The organism is Paenibacillus terrisolis (genome assembly GCF_056171975.1).
The window spans coordinates 59,417-86,279 of sequence record NZ_JBKFGG010000022.1; the positions used below are offsets into that span (position 1 = coordinate 59,417).

General features: G+C 50.6%; 20 protein-coding genes, 1 pseudogene and 1 riboswitch. Of the genes and pseudogenes, 19 read left to right on the forward strand and 2 right to left on the reverse strand.

Annotation, left to right across the window (positions count from 1 at the left end; genetic code table 11):
• Positions 1-63 precede the first annotated feature (63 nt).
• The 7 genes from ACI48K_RS17630 (at position 64) to ACI48K_RS17660 (ending at position 6,691) form a co-directional block, all read left to right on the forward strand.
• Positions 64-1,779 (forward strand): histidine kinase N-terminal 7TM domain-containing diguanylate cyclase, encoded by a 1,716-nt coding sequence (locus ACI48K_RS17630; protein WP_475028925.1) that lies wholly within the window; start codon positions 64-66, stop codon positions 1,777-1,779.
• A 31-nt stretch (positions 1,780-1,810) separates the two neighbouring features.
• Positions 1,811-2,476 (forward strand): LbetaH domain-containing protein, encoded by a 666-nt coding sequence (locus tag ACI48K_RS17635; RefSeq protein ID WP_475028926.1) that lies wholly within the window; start codon positions 1,811-1,813, stop codon positions 2,474-2,476.
• Positions 2,477-2,608: 132 nt separating this feature from the next.
• Positions 2,609-2,688, forward strand: a riboswitch (glycine riboswitch).
• A gap of 147 nt (positions 2,689-2,835) precedes the next feature.
• Positions 2,836-4,212, forward strand: a complete 1,377-nt coding sequence (locus tag ACI48K_RS17640; RefSeq protein WP_475028927.1) for an amino acid permease — start codon at positions 2,836-2,838, stop codon at positions 4,210-4,212.
• 165 nt (positions 4,213-4,377) lie between these two features.
• Complete coding sequence (locus ACI48K_RS17645; protein WP_475028928.1) at positions 4,378-4,863, forward strand: pyridoxamine 5'-phosphate oxidase family protein; 486 nt, start codon at positions 4,378-4,380, stop codon at positions 4,861-4,863.
• A 59-nt stretch (positions 4,864-4,922) separates the two neighbouring features.
• A complete protein-coding gene (locus ACI48K_RS17650; RefSeq protein WP_475028962.1) occupies positions 4,923-5,648 on the forward strand; it encodes a CPBP family intramembrane glutamic endopeptidase in 726 nt (241 codons plus the stop codon).
• Positions 5,649-5,715: 67 nt separating this feature from the next.
• Complete coding sequence (locus tag ACI48K_RS17655) at positions 5,716-6,057, forward strand: hypothetical protein (RefSeq protein WP_475028929.1); 342 nt, start codon at positions 5,716-5,718, stop codon at positions 6,055-6,057.
• Between the two features lie 241 nt (positions 6,058-6,298).
• Positions 6,299-6,691 carry a VOC family protein gene (locus ACI48K_RS17660; protein WP_475028930.1) on the forward strand — a complete coding sequence of 131 codons (393 nt, stop codon included), beginning with the start codon at positions 6,299-6,301 and terminating at the stop codon, positions 6,689-6,691.
• Between the two features lie 655 nt (positions 6,692-7,346).
• Here ACI48K_RS17660 and ACI48K_RS17665 read toward each other — a convergent pair.
• Complete coding sequence (locus ACI48K_RS17665; RefSeq protein ID WP_475028931.1) at positions 7,347-7,520, reverse strand: hypothetical protein; 174 nt, start codon at positions 7,518-7,520, stop codon at positions 7,347-7,349.
• A gap of 148 nt (positions 7,521-7,668) precedes the next feature.
• On the opposite strand from ACI48K_RS17665, the gene ACI48K_RS17670 reads away from it, so the two are divergent.
• The 8 genes and pseudogenes from ACI48K_RS17670 (at position 7,669) to sfsA (ending at position 19,492) form a co-directional block, all read left to right on the forward strand.
• Positions 7,669-9,246, forward strand: a complete 1,578-nt coding sequence (locus tag ACI48K_RS17670; RefSeq protein ID WP_475028932.1) for a response regulator — start codon at positions 7,669-7,671, stop codon at positions 9,244-9,246.
• A gap of 5 nt (positions 9,247-9,251) precedes the next feature.
• Positions 9,252-11,066, forward strand: coding sequence for a cache domain-containing sensor histidine kinase (locus tag ACI48K_RS17675; protein WP_475028933.1), 1,815 nt, complete (start codon positions 9,252-9,254; stop codon positions 11,064-11,066).
• A gap of 172 nt (positions 11,067-11,238) precedes the next feature.
• A complete protein-coding gene (locus ACI48K_RS17680; RefSeq protein ID WP_475028934.1) occupies positions 11,239-12,528 on the forward strand; it encodes an ABC transporter substrate-binding protein in 1,290 nt (429 codons plus the stop codon).
• Positions 12,529-12,605: 77 nt separating this feature from the next.
• Complete coding sequence (locus ACI48K_RS17685) at positions 12,606-13,496, forward strand: carbohydrate ABC transporter permease (protein ID WP_475028935.1); 891 nt, start codon at positions 12,606-12,608, stop codon at positions 13,494-13,496.
• Positions 13,496-14,320, forward strand: a complete 825-nt coding sequence (locus ACI48K_RS17690) for a carbohydrate ABC transporter permease (protein ID WP_475028936.1) — start codon at positions 13,496-13,498, stop codon at positions 14,318-14,320. The genes ACI48K_RS17685 and ACI48K_RS17690 overlap by 1 nt, the downstream gene beginning before the upstream one ends.
• A 78-nt stretch (positions 14,321-14,398) precedes the next feature.
• Positions 14,399-17,512 carry a beta-galactosidase, LacZ type gene (gene lacZ / locus ACI48K_RS17695; RefSeq protein ID WP_475028937.1) on the forward strand — a complete coding sequence of 1,038 codons (3,114 nt, stop codon included), beginning with the start codon at positions 14,399-14,401 and terminating at the stop codon, positions 17,510-17,512.
• 463 nt (positions 17,513-17,975) lie between these two features.
• A pseudogene (locus ACI48K_RS17700) lies at positions 17,976-18,778 on the forward strand (hypothetical protein).
• A 24-nt stretch (positions 18,779-18,802) separates the two neighbouring features.
• The gene (gene sfsA, locus ACI48K_RS17705) at positions 18,803-19,492 is read left to right on the forward strand and encodes a DNA/RNA nuclease SfsA (protein ID WP_475028938.1); all 690 of its coding nucleotides are present in this window, start codon (positions 18,803-18,805) and stop codon (positions 19,490-19,492) included.
• Positions 19,493-20,024: 532 nt separating this feature from the next.
• On the opposite strand, the gene ACI48K_RS17710 is transcribed toward sfsA, so the two are convergent.
• On the reverse strand, positions 20,025-24,014 hold the full coding sequence (locus ACI48K_RS17710) for a carbohydrate-binding protein (RefSeq protein ID WP_475028939.1): 3,990 nt from the start codon (positions 24,012-24,014) through the stop codon (positions 20,025-20,027).
• 335 nt (positions 24,015-24,349) lie between these two features.
• On the opposite strand from ACI48K_RS17710, the gene ACI48K_RS17715 reads away from it, so the two are divergent.
• The 4 genes from ACI48K_RS17715 to ACI48K_RS17730 all read left to right on the forward strand — a co-directional run bounded on the left by ACI48K_RS17715 (position 24,350) and on the right by ACI48K_RS17730 (position 26,785).
• Positions 24,350-24,625 (forward strand): response regulator, encoded by a 276-nt coding sequence (locus tag ACI48K_RS17715; protein WP_475028940.1) that lies wholly within the window; start codon positions 24,350-24,352, stop codon positions 24,623-24,625.
• 5 nt (positions 24,626-24,630) lie between these two features.
• Entirely contained in the window at positions 24,631-25,194 is a 564-nt protein-coding gene (locus ACI48K_RS17720; RefSeq protein WP_475028941.1) for a hypothetical protein, read from the forward strand.
• Between the two features lie 107 nt (positions 25,195-25,301).
• A complete protein-coding gene (locus ACI48K_RS17725; protein WP_475028942.1) occupies positions 25,302-25,889 on the forward strand; it encodes a TetR family transcriptional regulator C-terminal domain-containing protein in 588 nt (195 codons plus the stop codon).
• An 80-nt stretch (positions 25,890-25,969) separates the two neighbouring features.
• On the forward strand, positions 25,970-26,785 hold the full coding sequence (locus tag ACI48K_RS17730; RefSeq protein WP_475028943.1) for an SDR family NAD(P)-dependent oxidoreductase: 816 nt from the start codon (positions 25,970-25,972) through the stop codon (positions 26,783-26,785).
• Positions 26,786-26,863: the final 78 nt, after the last annotated feature.

A 26,863-nucleotide genomic window follows, 5' to 3' on the forward strand; every position in this document is an offset into this window, starting at 1 on the left:
ATATAAAAGAACTACTACATAAGAACTACTATATAAAGCTGTCGGATAAAAAGGAGATGTTTTGTGAACTTATCGGTATGGTATGATCTCTTTTTGTTCCTCCTGTTGTTTGCTTTATTTTTCTATGTTTTTGCTACCGTCAGGATTACCAACTTACGCAAAGTTTACTTCCTGTTTCATTTCTTCATGATGTTTTGGCCCTTGTGCCAATTTGCCACGGACGTTACGCAGGACTCGCAGCTGCAGCTGCTATATGTCACCATGTCTTTTGTCTCCCTCTCCATGCTCGGGAGCGGCTGGCTTCTGCTTACGATTTTTCTGACCGGCAATTCGGACGAGTTTGGCAACAAAACGCTTTTTCTGATGGTTGTACCCGCGGTTATCGCTGCGGCCGGCGTGATTATGAACCCACATCATAGTTTTGTCCGTCCGCTGGAGGGCGGCTACATACATAGAGCATACGGTCCATGGTTCTGGGTCATGATCGCCATATTGTTGAGCTACTTTTTTGCTTCTCTCTATTTTCTGTTTCGGGCGCTTCGTTGTTCCAAAACGTTATTGACGATTAAAAATCAAGTCAAGATCACGTTGTGGGGAATCTTCGTACTGACCGCATTTGCTTGCACCGACCTGCTTCTTAACGTTGTCCTGAGGAAATGGCTGCCTATCATTCCGGGGCTGACTTCCGTGGGGATTTTTCTTTCCGTTCTATTTTTCGCATATGTCATTAAGAGATACAATGTGTTCGATCTGGTCTCCATCGCTCATGAGGACATCATCAATACGATTCCGTATGGAATTCTTGTATTGGACGAGCATGAATCCATTGTTGAAGTCAACAAAGCCTTGCGGTTTTTGAAAGATCTGAATTTAGGCGACCATTTTGATATCGAGGAATTCCTTGGGTCCGTTCGTACGGCCGGCAGCAGCGGGAAGTTTCTGGACCAGTATAAGCATAAAGAGGATACATTTGCTCAAATCGAAATTATCGTCAAGCAAGAAACCGTGCGGCATTTTATCCTGCAAGCTTCGCCAATTGTTGATGCGAACCGGGTGCATATCGGCCGCATCATTACGTTTCAGGATGTTTCCCAGGAGCGGTATCTTGTTCAAGAAATGAATCGGCAGAATGAGCTTCTTCAGGAGCGAAACCGTTCACTGGACAGCATTCGCCACGAATTGTTCGAGGCCAATCAAAAACTGAAGGAAATGGCGCTTACGGATGGTTTGACGAACTGCTACAACCGTCATTATTTAACCCAGCATCTGACGCTTGAGGTTGAGGCAAATATTCGATATCGGACGCCGTTTTCGTTGATTCTCTTCGATATTGATTTCTTTAAAACGATCAATGACCGATATGGACATGTGATCGGAGATGAGGTCCTTTACAGCACCGCTCAAATCGTTAAGCAATCCATCCGCAGTTCTGATATTTTGGCCAGATACGGCGGGGAGGAGTTCATGATTTATCTTCCGGATACGGACCGCCAAACCGCGGAACAATTGGCGGAACAAGTAAGACGGTTGGTGGAATCGAATCTAATTGTAGTGGAACGTGAGGACGAGCCTATTGCGATTACAGTCAGCATGGGGGTTCTGACTATCGAGGATTTCGATGACCAGCCAGTGCCCGACAACCTGGACGGGTATTTAATCAGGCTCCTAGCGGAAGTGGACAGGGCGCTTTATCAAGCCAAGACCAACGGACGCAACCGGATCGAGCTTGCCGATTTTAGGCTGTCGCCTTTCTTTAGCCAACCACATACATTGAATTAAATGTATGGTTGCAAAAGGAGGACCGAGTCATTTGCACGCCTATCCGGAAGGACCCTATAACCACTGGGTCATGTTTATCAGTCCAAATCCAGTTACAAGCTTTAACCCGCAGACGACGGAGCCGCATATTGAAGAAGGGACGTTTGTCGGTCCGTTCTCAAGCGTAATCGGAGATGTTACCGTCAAAGCTAATACTTTTATCGCGCCGAATGTCAGCATCCGCGCCGACGAAGGCACGCCTTTTTATATCGGGGAAGGAAGCAACTTGCAGGACGGAGTCATTCTTCACGGCCTAAAAGACGGCAAAGTTCAGGTTAACGGGAGGCCGTATTCGATTTACATGGATCGTTCCGTCACTGCGGCGCATGGAGCGATTATTCATGGTCCCGTCTTTCTCGGGGAAGGGGTGTTCGTTGGATTTCACTCTCTCGTTTTCCAGGCCATCGTCGGAGAAGGGACTTATATTTCGAACGACGCCATGGTCACAGGAAAGATCGTCATCGGCGATAACCGGTTTGTTCCGCCGGGCGCGATTATCGACACGCAGCAGAAGGCCGATGAATTATCCCCCGTTCCGCCGGATGATAAAGCTTTCGCGAAAGAAGTTCAGCAAGTCAACCGCGAATTTTCGTCCAGCTATCCTCTTATGTTCGGACGGCACCGGTGCTCATGCGGACTTGCCTGCAATCACCTCTGAAGGGCCGCGTTCCATGAATTATTGTTGACAAAGCATGTGACAACGAGTAGTATTGAAAAAAATTAAAGTGACCGTCAACGTTAAAAATTAAATAATAAGCAAGCTATGATTGCTATGGGTCGTACTGTAGCAGGAGCAGCTTCTGGAGAGACCGCGGAGTTCCGCGGCGCCGAAGGGTTCACAATCTCAGGCAAAAGGACAGAAGAGTATTAAATATCTATTTGTTATACGTAACAAAACTTATTTATTATTCTGATGACCGAAGAGATTGGAGCGCATCCAATCTCTTTTTTATTGTCGTTTTTCCTTGTTCATTTTTTCACATAAAATCATAAATTTCGATTAAGGGGGAGTTGGGTTTGGCGCAGCAAGAATTAAAGAGAGATTTGGCAAACCGGCATGTTCAGCTCATTGCTATTGGCGGTACTATCGGGACCGGGTTGTTTTTGGGATCGGGCAAAGCGATATCGCTGGCGGGGCCGTCTATTATTTTCGCTTATCTCATCGTGGGGATCGCCGTCTTTTTTGTGATGCGGGCACTGGGAGAACTTTTGCTATCCAAAGCGGGATATCAATCTTTTACGGACATTGCCGAAGACTATCTTGGTCCGCGGGCCGCGTTTGTCACCGGATGGACCTATTGGTTTTGCTGGATTATGACGGCGATGGCCGATGTGATTGCCGTTGGGGTATACGTCAAATATTGGTTTGACATCCCGCAATGGATCCCTGCAATCGTCTGCTTGGTCATCTTATTGGCTCTCAATCTGCTCACCGTCAAGAACTTCGGAGAATTGGAGTTTTGGTTTGCCTTGATCAAGGTTGTGACGATTCTCGCGCTCATTGCCATTGGGGTCATCTTGCTGGTGATCGGATTCAAAACGGATGCGGGCGCGGTTTCCGTCAAGAATATTTGGGGCCACGGGGGATTGTTTCCAAACGGGATCTCGGGTTTCCTGCTTTCTTTCCAAATGGTCGTATTCGCTTATGTCGGTGTGGAATTGGTAGGCGTATCGGCGGCGGAAACCTCGAATCCGAAGAAAAACATCCCATCGGCGATCAACAAAATTCCGTTAAGAATTTTATTTTTCTACGTAGGCGCGTTGATCGCGTTGCTGTGCATCAACCCTTGGACCCAGCTTAACGCATCGGAAAGTCCTTTCGTTAAAACGTTCAGCTTGGTGGGAATTCCGATTGCCGCAGGTATTATCAACTTTGTCGTCTTGACTTCAGCCGCTTCCGCATGCAACAGCGGGATGTTTTCGACCAGCCGGATTCTTTATAATCTGGGCAAAAACAACCAGGCGCCGTCCCGTTTCGCGAAACTGAATAAAAATCATGTACCGAGCAGCGCGTTGTTGATATCCACGATTGTGCTGTCTGTGGGAGCTCTGCTGAGCAAGCTGATTCCGGAGCAAGCTTTCGGCATCGTGACCACCATCAGCGCCATTTGCTTCATTTGGGTCTGGGGCGTCGTGCTCGTCTGCCATTTGCGGTATAAGAAAACCAAGCCGGAATTACAGGCAAAATCAAAGTTTAAAGCGCCGTTTACGCCGTTTATCAATTATGTGGTCCTCGCGTTGTTTGCCGTCATTCTCGTAATTATGCTGTTCGCTGAGGAAACACGTCCGGCGTTATTGTTGACGCCTCTGTGGTTTATTCTGCTGTTTGCGCTGCATGCAGGCAGAAAAGGGAAGGAAAAGAGCGACAAAGTACCGGTACAGAATCAGCTGTGATCTAAATTGGAAAGGCACCCACCCAGGTGTCTTTCGATTATAATTTTATAAATGATACGATAAGTCTGCCGCGAATGCATCTTGATATCGGAACATATGTTTGGTAAAATATGTATGTTTCTGGAAATTTACAAAATTCTTGTGCGACGATATGGAGGTTAAAGCATGGAACTCGATCTTAATACTGCTTTTCGCATATTGGAAAGAGAAAAACTCCTTTATCTAGCAACATCGAACAATAAATATCCGGATAATTCAGTGGTTTGCTTTGCATATGATGAAAGCTTGCATTTTTATTTTGGAAGTTATTCCGATACTTCAAAATGCAGAAATATTGCAGTAAATCCGTATGTGGCAATATCTGTTGGAACATTGCAAATTCATGGGATTGCCAAGATGGTTCCATATGGCAGTATGGAGTATGGAAATAAGAGAGGAATTTATGATAAACGTTTTCCCCAATATGCTTCAGTATTTGAAAAGACGAACAACGAATTATATGAAATAAGTCCTCTGGTAGTTTGGAACTATAATCCATCGTTAGGAGAAATGAATAGAGATGAACTGATATTTGATTTAGAGTATTATCAATCAATTTCCCCTTATAAATTTCATAAATATGATGAGCGTTCATCGCACGATTCGTTATGATTTTAATCAAGGTTAAAAGGATTATTCATAGAATTGCGTGGGTCATTATTTTGCCGGTTGTGTTATATGCTATCCAACATTTAGTCAACTTTCTTTCTAATGACTACCGGGGGCCGTCAGGATATTTTGTTACGGTTTTTTCCTTGCTGGGAATTGAAGAAGATATTGCTCGATTCATTTTATGGTATATCTTTCAGGTTGCCGTAACTTTCATTGGTTATAAGCTGGTTTTCAAAAAGACGCTTAAGGAATTAGGGTTTAATCTTCAAAATTTAAAAATGGGCATTAGGTACATCTCCTTTTTTTTAATAGCGTTCCCTATCGCTGTGGCCATTTCATGGTTCGCTATTTACAAATGGATCGGAATTGATGCTTTAACAGCAGGAGTGTCAAACGAGTCGATTTTTCATGCCGTTCAGGATATTCTTGCATATGGTTTATTGCCGGGCGTAGGTGAAGAACCCTTATTTAGAGTTTTTGTGATTCAGTTTCTGCTTCTCACAGCGTTTAAGGACAAGGATTTGAGCGATAGAAACACCAGGATATGGGTTGTGCTTATCTCAGCGCTGTGTTTCTCCTATGGACATATCTATGTTGCGTCATGGTCGCCATTAACCATCACATATGATGTTGTTCAATTAATGACTGCTTTTATTTTGGGTGTGTTTTATGCATTTACATACATAAGAACAAAAAGTATATTAACTGCAGTGGTTTGTCATAACTATTCCGATTTTATTATTAGATTGGTAAACTATCTTACATTTTATTTCATGGTCAAGTAGAAGAACGAGTCGTTTTGCATAGTGGATGGGAGAAAATGACAAGGTTCTTAATCAAAGGAGAATAGGTATGATATTTTTTTACTTATGCGCGGCGGTTACTTTGATCAGTGCTGTCACAAGCTTTGGGTTTTCCATAGATGCCTATTTAAAAGCGAAAAAACAAAGTGACCACTCCCTTCTGAATGCGATGTACGCGGTATCCAGGAGTTTTTCGCTTGTGTTGGCAAGCGTCGTTGCTTTTATTTACGAGAGTGATCCCTATTTATTTGCCGTATCGATTGCCATGATTGGCGTGCAATTTTTTGATGGATTTATAGGTATGAAGGCGAAAAATACGTTTAAAACGTGGGGTCCTTTTGCGACAGCTATAGGTAATGGAATCGTACTGCTATTATTGGTTATGAATTAAAGGTGCTTCCCGGCTACCAATGTGCCCCATTTTCGGTTCGGCGGCCTGGGCGGCCTAAACGAGCGGAGAGTGTGGTTTTTGCCGCTAGTTGAAATGCATTGTCGTCATCACTTGCTGCAGCTTGGCAGGGTGAAGCAAGCTTTGTTCGAGTAACAAGTTTCCGAGCAAGCGATTGCAGGATAACATAATGCTGACATAGAATTATTGAACAATACTTATCGCCGAGGGAGGAGCCATATTAGTGAGGAAGGTTGCCCCGTTTCTCATGTTTCAAGGTAAAGCGGAAGAAGCTATGAACTATTACGCGTCTTTGTTTGAAGACTGCACGATTTCAAGCATCACTCGCTACGGACCGGATGGACCGGGCGCGGAAGGCAGCGTTATGCTGGCCTCCTTTACCTTGATGGGACAGGAATTCATGTTTATTGACAGCATTGTCAAACACGAGTTCACATTTACGCCTTCACTCTCGATTTACGTCAACTGCGATACGGAAGAAGAGGCTCAGCGGCTGTATGACGGTTTATCCGTAAACGGCAGTGTTTTGATGCCCCTTGGCGACTATGGCTTCAACCGGAAATTCGGCTGGGTGACGGATCAATTTGGCGTTGCTTGGCAAGTGAGTTTGCTGTAAGAACGTCGAAGAATCAGGATCACCGATCGGTGATCCTTTTTGGCATTTTTGGAACACCCCATTGACTTTGACGCCGCGGTGCCCTGTAGACTTTGGGTGAAAGGAAATGAAGCAGAGGTTCATTCATCATATCCGTGTTAGTTATGATATAATACCCAAAAATCGGAAAGGTGCGGATGATTCATGTCTATTGTTTTAATGCTGCTTATTGCCGTGATTACGGTTTTTCTTATAGCATGGTGCGGAATACATCTATTCTTAAAACGCACCAACGATGTCCGGCGTACCGGAGCGTTTCTCTTAATAGGCGTTGTCAGCACCGGAGTGCTGGTAGAATCAATCCAGGCCTTTCTTTATAAAACTTACTCGACAAATTACTCCTTAATGCTAATGTATTTTATTATGGTGGTTATCGCTATAACGCATTTGTCACGGAAGTCAAAGTAGGATTGATCGGTAAAAATCAGTCGGCAAAGAACGCTTTTAGGTGCACGGCGACTTGTTCCGGTGCTTGCTCGTCGGGAGCGTTATGGATAAGACCTTCCGGTACGGTCCCCAATAGCTGGATGTTTTCTTGCCAATCGTCTCCTTTGGCCATCATTTTGAAGAACACTTTCCGGATAAAGCGCCAGTTTCCCCAAGCGAATTTCCTTTCTCAAAACGCCGCTCCGGCGAAGCAGCGTCTCCAAGCGTTTAACAAGAATGGTATAGAAAACGGTTTTATCACATAATCGTCGGCTTCATTGGTAAAAGCCGTCAATTGATTGTCTTCGTCCCCTAATGCGCTCATCATTAATACCGTCGTATCCTGGATTTTGCGTAGTTCCATGAGCAGTTCTTGTCCGTTCATGCCGATGAAACGGTCGAACTCGCTTCTTTGACAATTGACGAAAAATAGACGCTATAATATGAGTATTCATTATACTAAATCGATTACATGAACGCATGGACAACGAATGCGAGAAAGGCGGCCACTTGTGGACAATTACTGCAAAGTGCTGATCGTGGATGATGAGATACTGGTCCGGCAGGGCATCAAGCATTTGTTTGATTGGGAAAGCGAGGGTTTCACGATAGCGGGGGAGGCCTCCAACGGTCGGGAGGCACTTGAGCTTATTGATCGGATAAAACCGCACATCGTGATCATGGATATCGTTATGCCCGTAATGGACGGCGAGGAGCTGGCCCGGCTGATTAAGGAAAATTATCCGGGCGTAAAAATTGTCGTGCTCAGCAGCTTCAGCGAATTCGAATATGTTCGCTCCACGTTTCAGAGCGGAGCTGCGGATTATATTCTGAAGCCCAAGCTGGATGCGACGCAACTGCTGCTGATTTTGAAAAAGATTGCGGGCTCGATTCCGTCCCTGAACGCGCCTCAAGAGACGGACAATCGGGAACGTTCCGTAGATGCGCTGTTAGATAAGCTGTTGGCGGGCTATGCGCCTGAAGAAGTCAAACAGCGTGAAATGCTGGACGGCGTTTTTCCGTATCCGGCTTTTTTCTTGCTGGCTGGGGAGCAGACGGACTCCGGGGCAATGCTGCTGGCGGAGGAGGCCAGCAGCATTCTGGTGTCAAAGCTGGCTTTGCTCCTCGCCGAAGCCTCCGTGCCAGTGGTCAGCCGGTCGCTTAGCCCCGAAAATGGCCGGTTGCTCGTACTAATCAATATGGACGGCGCAGCCGCGACGCGGCTGATTGAAGTCTTGAAACGGCTGGTGGAAGCATGCGCCCGGGAGCAGTTGCACCTTGATTTGGCTTTAAGCGAAGCGTTTGAGAGCTTAAGCCGTCTGCATCAAGTCCACGCGGAACAGCTTCCCGAGCTGCTGGAAAAACGCTTTTTCCTGCCGGATTGCCATGCGCTGATTGCGGATGTGCTGCATCGGCGGGAACGGCAGCAGGCTGGTGCGTTTGACTCGGACGCCTTTGCGGAAGAGCTGGGCGCGCAGCAGTTCTTTACCGCTTTTGACCGGCTCAGAGTCTATGTTTCGTCTATGCCCGGAAGAACGGATACCGGGATGTACGAGTTTAAGTCTTTTTTGGGCCACAGCGTGTTTAACGTCATTTTGGCGCTGCTTCGCTTTCATTACGAGGCCGGGAAATTAGAAGCACGCAAATACGATTATTTCCGCAGCATCCATGAATCGCGGCATATCGGGGAGGCGGAGGCGATCATAAGCGATTTTTTGGCGGAAGCGGGGGAATGCGTCATGGAGCGCAACCGTTCGATGGGTGACAAGGCGCTACAAAACATGCTGGCGTACATTCAGGAGCATTACGCCGAGCCGCTTAGCCTGACGCAGATCGCGCATCATTTCCATTTTAATCCGTCCTATTTGTCCAACTATTTTGTAACGCACAACAAAGAGGGGTTCAGCGAGTATCTCAGCCGGATCCGGATTGAAAAAGCGTGCGAGCTACTGCACTTAAACGATACGCCGATCTCGGACATCGGCAGCCAGGTGGGTTATTCCGATCACAGCTATTTCACGAAGGTATTCCGCAAGCAAATGGGCGTTTCCCCGAGCGGATACCGTAAACAATTTACGGAGGGACAATAACCACCATGAGACGAAGATGGGGAAAACCGTCGCAGCTCAGCCTGTTCGGCAAAATGTTTGTCGTGATGGTGGTTAGCACGATTGCGGTGGCGTCGATGACGTCCTGGGTCACGGTGCAGGTCTCCCAGCGGCTATTCATGAATACCTTCAGCATCACCAATTCCAAAGTCATCCAGCAGATTAAACGCGGATTCGAATCCTATAACTATTCGATCGTCACGGTTGCCAATGAGGTGCAGCAGAGTCCCGCGATCAAAGCCTTTCTGACGCAGGGAGACCAGGGCTCCCTGTCCAATATCCAGGCGTATTATCGGATGAATGAGCAGCTCAAACGAATCCAGAGCGGGCTTGACATCAACGAGGTAGGCACGACGATTCTCGGAGTGAACGGGCGCAGCTTTTTCAGCGACCGCTCGTATTGGGACGGGCCCGCCGAGGATTTGAGGACGAATCCGATCACTCAAACTACGCTGAATCAGCCCGGAAAGCTGTCCTATCATTTTATGCGGGACGACGTCGGTACATCGGGCGAATCCCTGATCGTAGCCACCAAAGCGTTGATGGTGCCCACCACCAAAGAAATATACGGCACGCTCTACATGATGATCCGCGAAAGCGACTTTAAGCAGATGTATGAGAATTTTACGAGCCTAGGCAACGATGTGCTGATTCTGGACCATACCGGCCTCATTCTATCCAGTAACCGGACCGAACTGATCGGCCAAACGTCGCCGGATATTTTGCAAAGCGCTGACCGGATTCGGGAGCGGGCTTTAAGCTACGACACCATTGATTCCAAACGCCAAAACGTGATCGTGCTGGCCGACTACCTGCCGACCTACGACTGCTATATCGTCAATTTGATCGACAAAAAGATAGCGCTGCGCGAAATGCTGCCGGCCAAACAGATCATCCTGATCGGCGCGGGCATCGTGTCGGTTTCGCTGCTGATCTTGTTCATCATCTCCAGGAGGCTGACGCAGTCGCTCCGCATGCTGGTCAGACAGATGTCGAGTGTGGCCAAACGAAATTTGCACAATTATATTCCCGTGACCGGCAGCTATGAAACCCGGCAGCTCGGGACAGCCTTCAACTATATGCTGGACGAGCTGAACGATTACATCGCGCAGCTAGTCGAAACGCAGCGAGAGCAGCGGAACGCGGAGCTGACCGCGCTGCAAAGGCAGATTAACCCCCATTTCCTGTATAATACGCTCGCTTCCGTCAACATTTTGGTGCAGCGCGGCAACAAGGAGAAGGCGACGGAAACGATCCATGCCTTGACCTCCCTGATTCAGCATACGGTTAGCAGCGTGGCCGAAACCTTTACGGTTGAAGAAGAGCTGGCTGTCCTGAAGCATTACGTGTTCATCAATCAGGTCCGCTACGGACCGGGCATCCAGGTCGATTATTTTGTCGCGCCCGAAGCTTTAAAAGCAAGGCTACCTAAGCTGATTCTGCAGCCTTTTATCGAAAATGCCTTTTTTCACGCTTTTCAGGAACGGAGCACGGGTTTCATCTACGTGATGATTTCTAAGGAAGGCGATACACTGGTTTGCGAGGTTGTGGACAACGGAGAAGGGATGAGTCTGGAAAACGAAACGGCTAAACTTCCCAACCCGAAAAGTAAACGCCAGCTGTTTACCGGAATCGGGATCCGCAACGTGCATGAACGTCTTTTGCTGCTGTACGGGGAAGACTACGGCGTTACCATGCAGAGCAGCCTGGGACAAGGCACCAAAGCGACGATCCGGCTACCCTGGCAGATCGGCGGTGAATCGGGACAGGACGGAGAAGGTCCGATGGATTCCAAAAAATAAAACCAAAATCCAAAATAGTTACCAAAACGCAAATTGTATGCGTTTGCAAAAGCTAATAATATCGCCAATCCGCATCGATATATTCCTAACGGGCCCCTGCCGGCGAGTGCTACCATAATTACAGAAACAGCAAGCGTTTTCATAGAATGAATACCGATAAGGGGGATTTACGTTGAGAAAAACAATGGTTGTCCTGCTGGCCGCTTTTTTGCTGCTGACGGCATGCTCCAAGGGGTCCGGCGATCAGGCTTCGGGTGGAAACGGCGACGCGGTCAAAAATATCACCGCCTGGGCCTGGGACCCGAATTTCAACATCGCCGCGTTGAAGCTGGCGAAGGACGCTTATGCCAAAGAAAACCCGGATCAAAATATCGACATCGTGGAATACGCGCAAAATGATATCATCCAAAAGCTGAATACGGGGCTGAATTCGGGCACGACAAACGGCCTTCCCAACATTGTGCTGATCGAGGACTACCGGGCGCAAAGCTTTTTGAAAGCGTATCCGGACGCTTTTTACGACATGTCCAGCCTAATCAAACCCGAGGATTTCGCGGATTATAAAATCGGCCCGACCAGCCTGGACGGCAAGCAGTACGGTGTACCGTTCGATTCCGGCGTTGCGGGGCTTTACGTCCGCACCGACTATTTGCAGCAGGCCGGTTATAGTGTGAACGATGTGACAGGCATCGACTGGGACAAATTCATTGAAATCGGCAAAGACGTCAAGGCCAAAACGGGCCATGACATGCTGACTCAAGATCCGAACGATTTGGGGATCATCCGGATGATGATTCAGTCTGCCGGCTCCTGGTATCTGGATGAAGACGGTACCACGCCAAGCCTGAAAGACAACGCGACGCTCAAGGACGCGTTTGAAACCTACAAAGCGCTGATGCAGTCCGATATCGTCAAAGTCGTATCCGACTGGAGCCAATTCTTAGCCGGCTTCAACAGCGGCGATGTGGTTTCCATTCCTACAGGCAACTGGATCACGCCGTCCGTCAAAGCGGAAGCATCCCAATCCGGCAAATGGGCCATTGTTCCTTTGCCCAAGCTGAAAAATACGCCTAATTCCGTGAACGCCTCCAACCTGGGCGGCAGCTCCTGGTACGTGCTGAATGTTCCAGGCAAAGAACAAGCCGCGGAATTCCTGGCCAAAACGATGGGCTCCAATGTGGATTTGTATCAGCAAATGCTGCAAAACATCGGCGTGATCGGCACTTTGAAAGCGGCAGCCGACGGAGAAGCCTATAAAGCGGCCGACGACTTCTTCGGCGGGCAAAAAACCGTGCAGGATTTCACGACTTGGACGCAGCAAATTCCAAGAGTCAACTACGGCATGCATACCTACGCCATCGAAGACATTCTGGTCGCCGAAATGCAGAACTATCTGAACGGCCAAGACCTTGACAAAGTATTGGCAGATGCGCAGTCCCAGGCGGAAAGCCAGCTGCAATAGTTTAGCGATATGAACCCGCATGCCGTCCTGAATCCTGGGGCGGCATGCTTTTCTAGAGAAGAAAGGAGCTGGAGAAGATGGGAAACGGGGCATCCGCTGCGCGCCGCCGATACGGCGCCAGGCTGACCGGCTGGTTATTCATTGTCATCGCCATCGTGTTGATCTGCGCGTTTTATTTTTATCCGATGATTCAGGCGCTTCTGCTTTCGTTCAAAACAGGTACGGGCGCAAGCATCCACTTTAACGGAGTGCATAATTATAAACGGTTATTTACCGACCAAGTCTTTATCACCGCATTAAAAAATACGTTTATCTTTCTCATTATCCAGGTGCCGATCATGATCGTGTTGGCGATTTTTATTTCGGTCCTGCTTAACGACAGCAAACTGCGGTTCAAGGGCTTTTTCCGCACCGCGATTTTTCTGCCCTGCGTCACTTCGCTGGTCGCCTATTCCGTCGTATTCAAATACATGTTCGGCGCGGACGGGCTCGTTAATCTGGCTTTGACCAAGCTGCATTTAATCGCGGAGCCGATTCAGTGGATCACTGACCCGTTTTGGGCCAAAATTACGATCATTATCGCCATCACCTGGCGCTGGACCGGCTACAATATGATTTTTTACCTGTCGGCGCTACAGAATATCGACGCTTCGATTTATGAAGCCGCACGTATTGACGGCGCATCCGCCTTCCGGCAGTTCGGTTCGATTACGATTCCGCTGCTCAAGCCGATTATCCTGTTCACCTCCATCACGTCGACGATCGGGACGCTTCAGTTGTTCGACGAGGTGATGAACATTACGAAGGGGGGACCCGGCAACGCGACGTTGTCGATCTCCCAATATATTTACAACCTGTCGTTTAAATACACGCCGGACTTCGGCTACGCCGCAACCGTGTCCTATTCGATTGTGATCCTGATCGTGCTCTTGTCCATCATCCAATTCAAAGTGGCGGGTGATAAATAATGGTCAAGCTGAAACGCGTTTCAATTTATACTTTTCTGATCCTGGCGGCGGCGGTTTCGATTTTCCCTTTCCTGTGGATCGTGGTCAGCGCGACGAACGTGTCCACCGACGTTTCGAACGGTCGGCTTTTGCCGGGGGCGCATATGCTGGAAAATTTCCGGCATTTGACCCAGTCGATCAATTTGGGCCAGGCGCTCTGGAATTCGGCCAAAATTTCGGTGACAACGACCATGCTGGCGCTGCTGGTCGCTTCATTGGCCGGATACGGCTTTGAAATCTATCGCAGCAAAGCAAAAGATATCGTGTTCAACATTTTGCTGCTGTCGATGATGATTCCGTTTGCGTCGCTGATGGTGCCTTTGTACCAAATGTTCGCGAAGTTCTCGCGCGCCGTGCCGTTCATCGGCGTAGATACGGTCGCTTCCGTGATCCTGCCTACGTTTACGACGGCGTTTCTCATTTTCTTCTTCCGGCAGAGCACCAAAATGTTTCCGCGGGAGCTGCTGGAGGCAGGACGGATCGACGGCCTGTCCGAACTGGGCCTGTTCTTCCGCATCTACTTGCCGACGATGAGAACGACTTATGCCGCAGGGGCGATCATTACGTTCATGTCGAGCTGGAACAACTATCTGTGGCCGCTGGTCGTGCTGCAGTCTCCTGAAAAACGAACAATTCCGCTGCTAATCTCGAATCTCGGCTCCAGTTATTCCCCGGATTACGGGATGATCATGATGGCGATCGTCATTTCGACGCTGCCAACGGCGCTTGTGTTTTTCCTGATGCAAAAGCATTTTGTCGCGGGTATGACCGGCTCAGTCAAGTAAGGGCCGACCTGACCGGATCTGGAAATGGATTGATACCGTAATCATAATCGCAAGTTTTTTTATAAGGAGTGTGGACCTATGACAAATATCCGACCCACGACGGACTGGCTGAACGATCCTGCCGTGTTCCGGGTGAACCGGCTGGATGCCCATTCGGATCACCGCCACTACAAAACGATGGCGGAAGCCGAGCGGGGCGAGTCGATGGCGATGCGGCACAGCTTAAACGGCACATGGAAGTTTCATTATGCCGTGAACGCCATCTGCCCTCCGGCGGAGTTTTACCTGCCCGATTTCAGCACCGAGGGCTGGAGCGATATCCAGGTTCCCGGCCATATTCAGCTCCAGGGATGGGGGCATCCGCAGTACGTCAACACGATGTATCCCTGGGACGGACTTGAAGGTGTGCGTCCGCCGGACATTCCGCAGGAGCGGAACGCGGTAGGCAGCTATGTCAAAATGTTTGAGCTGCCGGAAGACTGGAAGCCGGGGCCGGTTTGTATTTCGTTTCAAGGCGTCGAATCGGCCTTTTACGTTTGGCTGAATGGCTATTTTGTCGGATACAGCGAAGACAGCTTTACGCCGTCGGAATTTGAACTGACCCCTTATCTGCGGGAGGGTTCCAACAAGCTTGCAGTTGAAGTGTTTCAGCGCAGTACGGGCGGTTGGCTGGAGGATCAGGATTTTTGGCGGTTTTCCGGTATTTTCCGCGACGTTTATTTGTATACCATGCCGAAGCTGCACATCCGCGACCTGTGGGTACGGACGGAACTGAACGACGAGTTTACGGAAGGAACAGTGCTGGCCGAATTTCAGCTTGGCGGACCGGGCGCAGGGAGTGAATCCGCAGCGGCCAGAATGGAGTTGAAAGATGCCTCGGGCGTGATAGTTTTAACGGAGACGGGCGCGTTCCGGAACGGCTCGTTGAGTGTAAGCCTGCCGACAGGTCAGGTGTGCTTATGGAGCGCGGAACTGCCGTATTTGTACAGCCTGTGCGTGTCGGTGCTGGACGAAAAAGGTGAAGCGGTGGAGGCCATTGTGCAAAAGGTAGGCTTCCGGCGTTTCGAAATGAAGGACCAAATAATGACGCTGAACGGCAAACGGATCGTGTTTAAGGGCGTGAACCGACACGAGTTCAACTGCCGCACTGGCCGGGCTGTCACTGAAGCGGATATGCTCTGGGATATCCGGGCGCTCAAGCAAAACAACATCAACGCGGTACGCACATCCCACTATCCGAATCAAAGCCGTTGGTACGAGCTGTGCGACGAATACGGAATATACGTCATCGACGAAATGAATTTGGAGACGCATGGGTCCTGGCAAAAGCTCGGCACAGTTGAGCCGTCCTGGAACATTCCGGGCGACAAGCCGGAGTGGGAGGCGATCGTGATGGATCGGGCGATCTCCATGCTGGAGCGGGACAAAAACCATCCGTCCATCCTGATCTGGTCCTGCGGCAACGAGTCTTATGCCGGCGAAGTGATTCTATACGTGTCGAACTATTTCCGGCAAAGGGATCAGGGGCGCCTCGTCCATTACGAGGGCGTGTTCCATAACCGGAAGTTTGACGATACGAGCGACATGGAGAGCCGGATGTATGCCAAACCCGCCGATATCGAAGCGTATTTGTCGGGCAACCCGGCAAAACCGTACATCAGCTGCGAATACATGCACGCCATGGGCAACTCGGTCGGCGGGCTTCATAAGTATACCGAGCTTGAGCGGAAATACCCGATGTACCAGGGCGGCTTCATCTGGGATTTCATTGACCAGGCGCTCATTCATAAAAATCGCTTCGGCGAGGAATATCTGGCGTACGGCGGGGACTTCGGCGACCGTCCGACGGATTACAATTTTTGCGGCGACGGACTGGTGTTTGCCGACCGGACGGTCAGCCCGAAAATGCAGGAGGTCAAATTCCTGTACCAGAATCTGAAGCTTAAGCCGAGTCGGGACGCCGTTCGGATCGTGAATGATGGGCTGTTTGCCGGAACGGAGGATTTAGAGCTTCGCGTCAGACTTCTGCTAGAAGGGCAGGAAATCTATGCCGAACGGCGACGGGATGTCAGTGTTTCGCCGCAAGGGGAAACTTCCGTCCCGCTTGACCTGGCGGAAGCGCTGGCTGCCGGCGGCTTCGGCGAATACTGCCTGCAGGCGTCCTTTCACCTGAAGGAAGCGCAGCTTTGGGCTGAAGCCGGATTTGAGATCGCGTTCGGCCAATATATCTTTACGGTGGAACCGGAAACGGAACAGGGGGCTGATCAAGGTGATCTGCAAGATATCGTTCAGGGCTCTGCTGCTTTGACTTCGTCAAAAGGTAAAGTGAAAGTGACCATCGGCGACGTCAACATCGGCGTGGCCGGAGACGGCTTTCAGGCCTTGTTCTCCAAAGGCGTCGGTTCCCTTGTCTCGCTCCGCTACGGCGGGCGGGAAATGATCGAAGTGCCGCCGTCCCCACTGTTTTGGCGCGCCACGACGGACAACGACAAAGGAGCGGGTCTTGCATATACAGCTGGAATATGGGCTGCGGCCAGCTTGGCCCGAAAATGCGTCCGAGTCGATGTCCGGCAGGAAGAAGCGGGGAGCGCCTCCGTCATGTTCGAATATGCGTTTGGCATCCACCCGGATATCCGCTTTGTGGCGGACTATACCGTTTACGGGGACGGAAGCATCCGGGTGAACGCGACGTACAAGGGAGCGGAAGGGCTGCCCGATCTGCCGATTGTAGCCTGGTCTTTCAAAATAAGCGCGGATTACGGCCGTACGGAATGGCTGGCGCTCGGTCCCGAGGAAAATTATGCGGACCGCAAGGAGGGGGCACGTCTTGGCTGGTTCCAGCGGAAGGTGGGCGAGCTAGCGTCTCCGTATCTTGTGCCGCAGGAATCCGGCAACCGGACCGGCGTTCGCCTCCTGAGCGTAACGGACGAGGACGGGCGCGGCCTGCAAATCAAGGCGAAGCCGTCCGCTCCGCTGGAATGTGTCGTTTCGCCTTACACGGCTTTTGAGATCGAAAACGCAGCTCACCGTTGGGAACTGCCGCCGGTGAATTACACGGTGATCACCGTGGCAGGACGGCAGATGGGTGTAGGCGGGGACGATAGCTGGGGCGCCCCGGTTCATCCGGAATACCTTATTCCGCCCGACCGCGATCTGGCGTTCGAGTTTATACTGAGTCCTGCTCGCAAGTAACATCAATTCAGGAGTTTAAATTGTAAGCATTGGTAGACAACTCGTTGAACAGAATTAGGTGTGATAAGAAGACGGCTCTCGGGAGGTTATCCTTTTGCGCCGTCTTTTTGCTTGATATCATAAAGCTTTCTCTGATTTGCAATTTCAAGAATGGTACAATGATATTCAATTAGAGGCTGTAAGGAGAGCGCCGTGGTAGGCATACTTATGACGGCGCTAAAGCCGCTTTCAAATTTCCTGTTAGATACGGTATTTCAATGGATTCCAAGCGGGTATAATTATATTCAAGACATGAGTGAGTTCAGTAGAAATCTGTTAATACTGACCATAGGGGTAAACTTCTTCTTTTTTACGCTGATCGGACCCATCGTTGAGGAATTTTATTTTCGAGGATTATTATTGGCCCTTAGATTATTTCAATATTCATGTATTGAATATCAGCAGAGAGTAGGATTAGACGAAAATGGCAAAACAGAAACAACAATGCTATCGCTTTAGTGAAGCGCCGATTTGGAATCTACAGCGGGCTTATTATGAAGAAGAAGGAACGAAGGCTTGGAAAAATGACCAAGTTCCTCAATATATAACGAGTAATCCGATGATTGCCTATTCCTATGCGGAAATGATTTTCGGGTTTCTTCAAGATCGGGCTAGTCAGGGGTATCATTCAGAGCCTGTTGTCATTGTGGAGCTGGGTGCAGGAGCAGGACGCCTGGCTTACCATGTATTACACCACTGGACTACTTTAATACAAGATTAGCGTATCGCCGGTTTATTGAGCGATTTGGTCCGGATGAGTTTTTTAGTATGAAGGAATGGATCGATCGCCATTTAGATAGCATGGAGTTGCCCCAGATATTAAGCTTCTGGCGTTTAGGGGGATACGACGCGGAATTTTTCATTCAAAGTACGAAGCAGATCTCCAGACTATTGCCAGACGCAAACGATGAGGAAATACAGGATCTTTCGAGAGGCATCCGGATGATGTGGTCGTCGTACTACGTTATGGAGCAGCGTTATGATTTGACGCTTGATGCTGGATTGGTACTGTTTGAGATGGATATGTATGAAGATTCGAAGCGTTATTTAGAAATATCGATAGCTTCAGAACAAGATGAGATCGTGCCAACCGTATTTTATTGCCTAGCCATTTGTTGCTTCGAGTTGGATCTGGAGGAAGATGCATTACATTACATCCGAAAATTAATTGAGGTCGAGCCTGATCATCAAGAGGCATTGGAGTTATTGAACCGATTTGAGGAATAGGGCTCACTGGAATAGGGTGAAACGATGAAATACGGGGAAATCATCCATGGCCGGCTGGTCAAGCGGGTGAACCGGTTTATTGCCGAGGTTGACGTGAACGGGATTAAGGAGCAGGCGCATGTCAAAAATACCGGCCGCTTAAAAGAAGTGTTAGTGCCGGATACAGAGGTTCTGTTGGAGGTTAGTGATCAGCCTAGCCGGAAGACCCGATTTTCGCTGATCGCGGCTACGAGGGACGGAGGTTGGGTCAACGTAGATTCCCAAGCTCCCAACCGAGTCGCTTTTGAAGCGTTGAAGGCGGGGAAACTGACAGAGATCGGCGTGGTGTCATTAGCCAAAAGGGAAGTGACTTACGGCGATTCCCGCTTCGATCTTTATTTCGAGAAAGACGGTGCAAAAGGATTTATCGAGGTCAAAGGCGTGACGCTGGAAAAGGACGGGACCGCCATGTTTCCCGATGCACCGACTTCACGGGGGACGAAGCACGTTCTGGAGCTCGCCAAGGCGGTTCAAGAGGGGTACATCGGCGCCATTCTGTTCGTGGTGCAGATGAAAGGATGCCAGGCTTTTACCCCTTATCGGCAAATGGATCCGGTTCTTGCGGATGCTTTGCTTCACGCATCGCAGCAGGGGGTGCGGATTTTGGCCTACGATTCGGTGGTGACGGAGGACGAATTGACGCTGGGCGAGCCGCTCCCGGTTCGCTTAACGTAAAGTCAACTTTTGGGACACAGGCACCGGATCGACTTCGGGGATTTGCGTTAGAGCAAATTGGCTGGTCCGGTCTGATCTAAATCAACGACGTCCCCAAACTCAGCATCCCATCCCTCCGACGCATAAATAGCGGTTTTATATGGCCTTATTTCTACTGGAGAGGCCTCATCCTGAATGAATAGCGCCGTTTTATGGCCTTATTTCTTCGGAAGAGTTCTTTTTTCCTTCGGTTTTGGACGTTTTGCCGAAAATAGGACCATTTTGTACCGCTATTTTCAGGAAAATGCGGTTTCGGAGCGAAATAAGGCCATTTTATACCGCTATTCGAGAAATCGCCGTTTGCCGTTTATTGCTTGCTTCGAGCCAGGACGGCTCCATTCAGAGCCCGCCGCCCCCGTTCAGCAAAAGCAAAGGTTGTCGCTTTATAAGCTAATAAAGAAATTTTAAACCCCCTGCCCAAAAAACAGGGGGTTTCTTGACAGTTAGAAAGGACACCCGAAAGGGTGTCCTTTGCCGTTATAACTAAAGCGGTTTACCAGTTGTTCCCGGAAACGCGGTTAACATTGAAGTTCGGGCATTGGTTCTCGCCGTAAATGGCCGTGATGCCCGGGTTATTGACCTTGACGTTAGTGAAGCTGGCTCCACCGACCGCCGGTCCTTGGCCGTTTTCGGCTTTGACTACCAGCTTGATACCGTAGCGGGTTGGGTTGTTAATGTTGATGTTCTCCAGGCGAATGTTCTGCATCGGCAGATTTTCCGGAGATTTGGATTGGAACATCAAGCCGAAGTAGACCGGGTTGTTGATATCGACGTTTTTCACCAGGATGTTCTTGAGGTCTCTGTCGCCGCCGAAGAACCAGATCGCCCCGAAGTTTTGGTAATCGTTGATCTTGTCGTCGGCTCCGACGCTGGTCCAGAAGTCGCCGCCCGTACGGTCCAGCGTAACCCCGTCGATAACGGTATCCAGAGCGCCGAATCCTAATGTGTTGTATCCGAAGCTAAGGCTGCTGACCGTGAAGCCGGGGTAAGTCAGCGTATCCGCGCCGTACAGATTTTGGAACAGGTTATCCTGTCCGCCGTATACCGCAAAAGCGGCTGCGCGTCTCACGTTGGTGGCGGTCAGGTTGGTATACTTGTTGCCTACATTGTAAGAACCGCCCGCGTCGATGGCGCTGAACAGAGCGAACGAGTCGTCGCCGGTACCGCGTGCATAGTTGTTATCGATGATGTTGTAGGAGGAGCCGTTGGTCATGTTGATGCCGTCCGCAAACATGTTCTTGATCCGGTTATTCTTGAACGTGTTATGCGAAGAGTTTACGCCCCAATACAGGCAGACAAAGTGTTCGGCCCAGACGTTCTCGATGGTGACGTTTTGCATGCCGTTTCCGTCGATGAACTTGCCGGGTCCGTCTTGCCGGTAAATATAGTTGCCCCAAGCGGACAAGTCCTTGATGGTGGAACCGTTCGCCGCGGAGCTGATATTAAATCCGACGTCCGTGTTCGTTTGATTTTGCGGCGCCATGAGCTTGGTGTACCATGGGCCAGCGCCGATAATCTCGGTTGCACGGCCGTACAGGAAGATCTTGGACGAGATGGTCCATTCGCCGGCCGGAATGAAGATCCCTTTCTTGGTCGGATCTTGACGGAAATCGGTCAACGCTTGCTCGATGGATTTCGTGGCGGAAACCTGGACGTATTTGCTTGGGTCCGGGTTGGTTGCCGGCGGAGCGACGTTTTCCGTCTCGATCATATCCACATAGATCCACGGAACGTCTCCTGCGTCTTTTTGAATCTTGATCTTCGTTCCAGCCGGATACACTTGATCCAGCATCAGCTGCGAATCTTCATACAACCAGTAAGCCTTGGAGCCGGAGTTGTCGTATCCGAGCTGTCCGAGCGTCGAAGGCGTTGCGTACAGATAGGAGAACTTGGAGGTCACGTTAAAATTGCCCTTGTCGACGCCGTCCGCGTAAATGCTGACCGTTCCGTTGGTGCTTTCGGCAACGGCGCTCCGAAGCACGAACGCGTTGGCCGGCGAAGTCAGCGTAAATTCCACATACTCACCGTTAGCGTCAAGATAGACGGCTGAACGTCCCGAAGCTTCACCGGCAAAATCGCCCGGCGTAAAGTTCGGAGCCAGCTTCGTTCCGTTGGTGCCGTTCGAGGCAGACTCGGCTTCCAGAATGGTAAACGGCATATTCGCGCCGCGGCCGGAATATAGGCTCGAGGTGCTGGTGTTGTTGGATTGCTTGATAGCCACTTCATTGGCATCCGGCGCGATCGTTGTCGTCACCGTGTAGCTGCCGTTCACCGCGGTCCATGTTCCTACGGATACATTTGAAGAGGCTCCCGCAGCCAGGCTTCCGTTGTAGGATCCGTTAAAGGTTTGCAGGGTAGCTCCCGCAGCGTTCTTCAGCACGACCGTGATGGCGTGAGCGCCGCCGGCCGAGGCGATATTCCCTTGGTTTTTAAGGTTTAAGCTGAAGGTAACGGTATTACCTGCGCTTGGATTGCTTGGCGTCCAAGAAGTCGTTCCGATGAGGTCGGCGCTTTGCACTTGGCCGACGACTAGCTGAGAAGGATTCGTGTAGCTGTTGTTCGAATTATCGGTTTCGACCACCGTATTGCTCTCGTCGACCTTGGCGGTCACGGCATATGAAGCGGCATCTTTTGGCCCGATGTTTGCGGAGACGTTCGTCGACGCTCCAGGAGCGAGCGCGCCTACGGAAGCCGTTCCGGTCAGGGCGCTGCCGAGGTAGAAGTTCACATTCGTAGCGGCGGATGCCAAGGTGCCGATATTTTGAACGGTTGCGCTCAATGTGATGGCGCTGGTTTCAATCGGAGAAGCCGGGGACCAGGAGATGCCGGTTACCGTTAAATCCGGGTTTGGAGCCGGCGTGCCGATAATTTGGAATTCGGCGACTTGTCCGCCAGGGGCTCCGGAGTTAGCCGTGAACCGCAGTTGCAGGCTGCTTGCCGTTGCGTTCACGGGAATCGTTACGGTGTTTTGCGAAGCCGGGTTAAACGTGTAAGAAGCAGCGGAGACCAGGTTCGTGAAGGCCGTGGAGTTTTGATCGTGTCCCAGCACTTGAATCGTTTGCGTGCGTGTTGCCCATGCGCTGGCCGGGTTCAGCTTGAGGACGACCGACGAGACGCTGGCGTTGGCTCCGAGATCGACGGTGAGCGTGCTTGGATGTCCGCTGCCTTCCCAGTAGGTGTTAACGTCGTTATCGTTGGCATTGGCGGCTACAAAAGTGAATGTCGAAGAAGAAGCCGAGATTTGCTTGCCGATAGCAAGGTTAGATTCATTGCCGCCTCCCGAGCCGTTCCGCGTTACGGAGTTGCTGGACGCGGAGACGTTGCCGGCGGTGTCTTTGGCGACAACGTAATAGGTCACCGTTAAGCTCGCAGGCTGCGTATCCGTATACGCAAGCGTAGATCCGTTTACGCTGCCGCGAAGCTGATTGTTCGCGAAGATGTCGTATCCCGTGACGCCTACATTATCGGTGGAGGCGTTCCAGGCGAGGCTGATTGTGCCCGAAGTCGGCTGCGTGTAAGCCAGGTTGGATGGAGCCGAAGGTGCCTGGGTGTCCGCCGTGCTGCCCGGCACAAAGTTGATCCAGTTGATGTTGAAATCAAATCCGCTGGCGTAAACGCGAAGCGTTTGCGGTCCCGCATTAAGCGTTACGTTCGCGGTGACGGTTTGCCAATTTTGCCAGCCGCCGGTGTTAGGTACCGTGGTGGTGGCCAGCGTCGTTCCGCCGGACTGGAGCTGAATAGCGCCCGCGCCGGAGTTGCTTGCTACGCGGTATTCAACGGTGTACGTGCCTGCGCTTTGCACGTTTACGCTATAGTCGAGCCAGTCGCCGGTTTGAATCCAGCCTACGTTAAGGCCGCCGCCGGTATCTGCCGTCGGTTCGGTTTGGATTCCGTTCATTGCGCTGAAGCTTTCCGCTTCGATTTTACCCGGAATTACCGAAGGTTCTGCCGGAGAAGAAGTGCCGTAGACTTCCAGTTCGGACAGCTGCGCTGCCGGCCAACCGGTGTTGGCGGTTACGTTAACCCGAACGTAACGCGCGCTGGCGGCAGGGAAATCGATCGTTACTGTATTCCCCGCATTCGGATTAAACGTATAACCGGCAGAAGCCTTGAGATCCGCAAAGCTGGTTCCGTTCGTGCTTCCTTGCACGGACAGGGTTTGCGTGCGGCTTTCCCATCCGGCCGGCAGCTTCAGTACAACTTGGTCGACTGTGGCTGCGCTGCCGAGGTCGACCTGAGCCCATTGCGGGAAGGCATTGTTGGTGCTTTCCCAATATGTGCCCGAGTTTCCGTCCGTCACATTGGAAACGACGTAAACGTCGGTATGACCTGATTCCGACGCGGTTTTGCCCGCAGCCAGATTCGGGCCTCCCGCCGCATGGACGGACTCGGACCATCCAAAGGATGTGAAGAACGTTCCTGCGATCATCGTTAAGATACATACCCAGGCGCCGATGCGTCTTTGACTTTTCACGAATTTCATTCTCCCTTCGTTATGAAAGATTCGATAGAGTACCTGACAACTAATCGTGCTACAACAGTCGCTCCTCACTTACTGTAATCTCTTAAAATTTCAATGAAAGCGGTACCACAAATAGGCATTCCTCCCTTCTTTGTTAAGTTGTTTAAATGTATTACATAATGATCATAAATCAGGTATTAATTCCAAATAAAGGGGTATTTCTATGAATTGTATGTGCGAGATTATGCAGTTCTTCAATTCAAATTCCGACACAAGTCGCCCGGTAAGGATCGATTCCCATAAATGTTCTTCTGTTGTAAGATATGGTTGATTGTCATCAGGGAAGGATGGGAGCTATGTATACCGATTCGATTCTAATAGTCGACGATGAGGCGGGAATTTCGGAGATGTTGGCTGCAATGCTCCGCAAGGAGGGATTCACCAACATTCGCGCCGCGGTAACGGGCCAAGAGGCGATACGGATCGTAAATACGACGCCTGTCGATATCATTTTGCTGGATGTGATGCTTAGCAGCCGGCGCTCCCGGATCAGATCGGCGCGTGGAATGATGAGACGCTCCCTCCGGCAGAACTGCAGCGCCGAATGGGGGATTTGCTCTACGTCGAGCTAAAACTGATGGGAAAAAGCCACCCCTGGTGGTGGACTGCAATCTCGGTCGCAGGCATCGCGAGCTGCTTGCTCCTTCCTTTTAACGTGGTCCGCGGATTTGTAGGCCCCTTGTGCTGGGTATGGCCTACATTGCAATGGTCTTCTTTGGGAGTGAGGGAGAGGCTTCACGGAACGGAACAGCTTCTGTTCTCCAGTCCTTCTCCGGACCGCAGGCAGTTATTGGCCGCATGGCTCGCCGGCTGGATCGCGGCTCTTTTGACGGGAAGCGGGTTCGGGCTTCGGATGGCGCTGGCCGGAGGCGCAGGGGAAGGGGCAGCTTGGCTCGTAGGGTCGCTTTTTATTCCGACGCTGGCATTGGGGCTCGGACTCTGGACCGGAACGTCCAAAGCCTTCGAGGTCACTTATCTCTTCTGGATCTTCGTCGGACTTCTGAACGGAATCGAGATTTTCGATTTTATGGGGAGCATCCCGTCCACGGTTCCAAAAGGCCAGTTTGCGGTTTATTTCGGACTTGCCGTGCTGATGGTTCCGCTGATCGTCTGGGGGCGAAGACGCCGGATGCGGACGTAGCGGGTACAACTATTACAAATGTCGCTCGTCCCTGCTTGTATATTTTCGGAAAGCCGATTAATATAACATTAGAACGATCGTTCAGAAAAAACGGGTGGCGGATAGAATTGAAACGACATTACGACAGCGAGCAGACGCGAAAAATTATCGCAGAGAAAGCGGTGGAGCTCTTTTCGCAAAAAGGGTTCGCGGGCACTTCCATTTCCGACATCTCCAGAGCATCGGGTTTCAGCAAAGGCCACGTGTATTACCATTTCGAGAGCAAGGAAAAGCTGTTCGTCTATTTGGCGCAGGACACGATGCGGAATTGGGGGGAGAAGTGGGCCGCGGTGTCCCCGAATTATTCGACCGCAACGGAAAAGCTGTATGCCATGGCCACGTTCGTCATGAACAACTATATCACGCCGCTGCTCAAGGTCGGGCAGGAGCTTGCGGCGAACCCGGCGACAAGTCCGGAAACCTTGCAGCAATTGCAGGGCCTTGCGGTAACCCCGATGGAGGCCTACGGGGCCATTTTTCAGCTTGGCGTGGAGAGTGGGGAGTTCGCTATCGAGGATGTGCAGGGCACGACGTTTTTGTTCGGAACCTTGCTCGGCGCGTTGTGTCAGTACATTTTCACCATGGAGCAGGGCAAACTGCATGCTCTTTTTCAACAAAGCGTATCGACTTTTCTGGAGGGAATCCGGAGGCGTTGAGCGCTTCGTTCTTTTTATGGAGATTAGAACGATCGTACTAAATATTCTAATTTTTGCAAAATTAAAGGAGCGGTGCTGTGATGACAAACGATCAAGTTGCAATTGTAACCGGAGGGGCTTCGGGAATCGGAAGAGCTATTTGCCTGGAACTGGCAAGCAAACATGTCTATGTGATTGTTGCCGATTTGGATGAACGGGGCGGTAAAGAAACGGTAGCCCTGATCGAAGAAAAAGGGGGAAAAGCACGCTGCAGCGAATTAGATGTAGTGGAAGCCGAAAAGGTGGAATCTCTGTTTCGTCAAGTATATGAGGAGTTTGGACGCCTTGACTATGTTTTCAACAATGCCGGGATTACGATGTACGGGGAATTGTTCGACATGACGCAGGAATACTGGGAAAAAATCGTCAACGTGAACCTTTGGGGCGTCATCAACGGGACTCAGTCAGCTTACCGCATCATGAAAAAGCAAGGCTTCGGCCATCTCGCCAATACCGCCTCCGCAACAGGGTTAGGTCCGGCGCCGACGACGGCGGCCTACGCCACGACCAAGCATGCGGTCGTAGGACTCACCACGTCGCTTCATTACGAAGCCGAGGCGTTTGGCATCAAGGTCAGCACGTTGTGCCCGGCTTTCGTCGATACGCCGATATTTTCGAAGGCCGACGCGATCGGGATGGATAAGGCGAAAGTAACCGAGCAAGTCAAAAAACAAAAATTGATGAGTCCGGAGCGGTTTGCGCAAATCGCCGTCAAGGGCCTGCACCGGAATGAGCCGATCATTTGCCCGATGCCGCTGCGGCGGACGATGGATGTGTTCTTCATTTTGTTCCCGGCGCTTCACCGGAAGCTGATGCGGCTCGTCTGCAACGTATCGCGCAAAGCGCATCTGGACTAGGCGGGGGAGCCGTTTTAATCTTGCGGTTACTAGTTCCGGCGCCCACTCATTAACTCTATTTTGGAAAGCAGCGGTGAT

Bases quoted from the DNA above. Each gene is read 5' to 3' on its own strand.
- ACI48K_RS17675 (WP_475028933.1), top strand. From the start codon at position 9,252: ATGAGACGAAGATGGGGAAAACCGTCGCAGCTCAGCCTGTTCGGCAAA.
- ACI48K_RS17645 (WP_475028928.1), top strand. From the start codon at position 4,378: ATGGAACTCGATCTTAATACTGCTTTTCGCATATTGGAAAGAGAAAAA.
- ACI48K_RS17710 (WP_475028939.1), bottom strand. From the start codon at position 24,014: ATGAAATTCGTGAAAAGTCAAAGACGCATCGGCGCCTGGGTATGTATC.
- ACI48K_RS17690 (WP_475028936.1), top strand. From the start codon at position 13,496: ATGGTCAAGCTGAAACGCGTTTCAATTTATACTTTTCTGATCCTGGCG.
- ACI48K_RS17730 (WP_475028943.1), top strand. From the start codon at position 25,970: ATGACAAACGATCAAGTTGCAATTGTAACCGGAGGGGCTTCGGGAATC.
- ACI48K_RS17665 (WP_475028931.1), bottom strand. From the start codon at position 7,520: ATGGAACTACGCAAAATCCAGGATACGACGGTATTAATGATGAGCGCA.
- lacZ (WP_475028937.1), top strand. From the start codon at position 14,399: ATGACAAATATCCGACCCACGACGGACTGGCTGAACGATCCTGCCGTG.
- ACI48K_RS17715 (WP_475028940.1), top strand. From the start codon at position 24,350: ATGTATACCGATTCGATTCTAATAGTCGACGATGAGGCGGGAATTTCG.
- sfsA (WP_475028938.1), top strand. From the start codon at position 18,803: ATGAAATACGGGGAAATCATCCATGGCCGGCTGGTCAAGCGGGTGAAC.
- ACI48K_RS17655 (WP_475028929.1), top strand. From the start codon at position 5,716: ATGATATTTTTTTACTTATGCGCGGCGGTTACTTTGATCAGTGCTGTC.
- ACI48K_RS17720 (WP_475028941.1), top strand. From the start codon at position 24,631: ATGGGAAAAAGCCACCCCTGGTGGTGGACTGCAATCTCGGTCGCAGGC.
- ACI48K_RS17685 (WP_475028935.1), top strand. From the start codon at position 12,606: ATGGGAAACGGGGCATCCGCTGCGCGCCGCCGATACGGCGCCAGGCTG.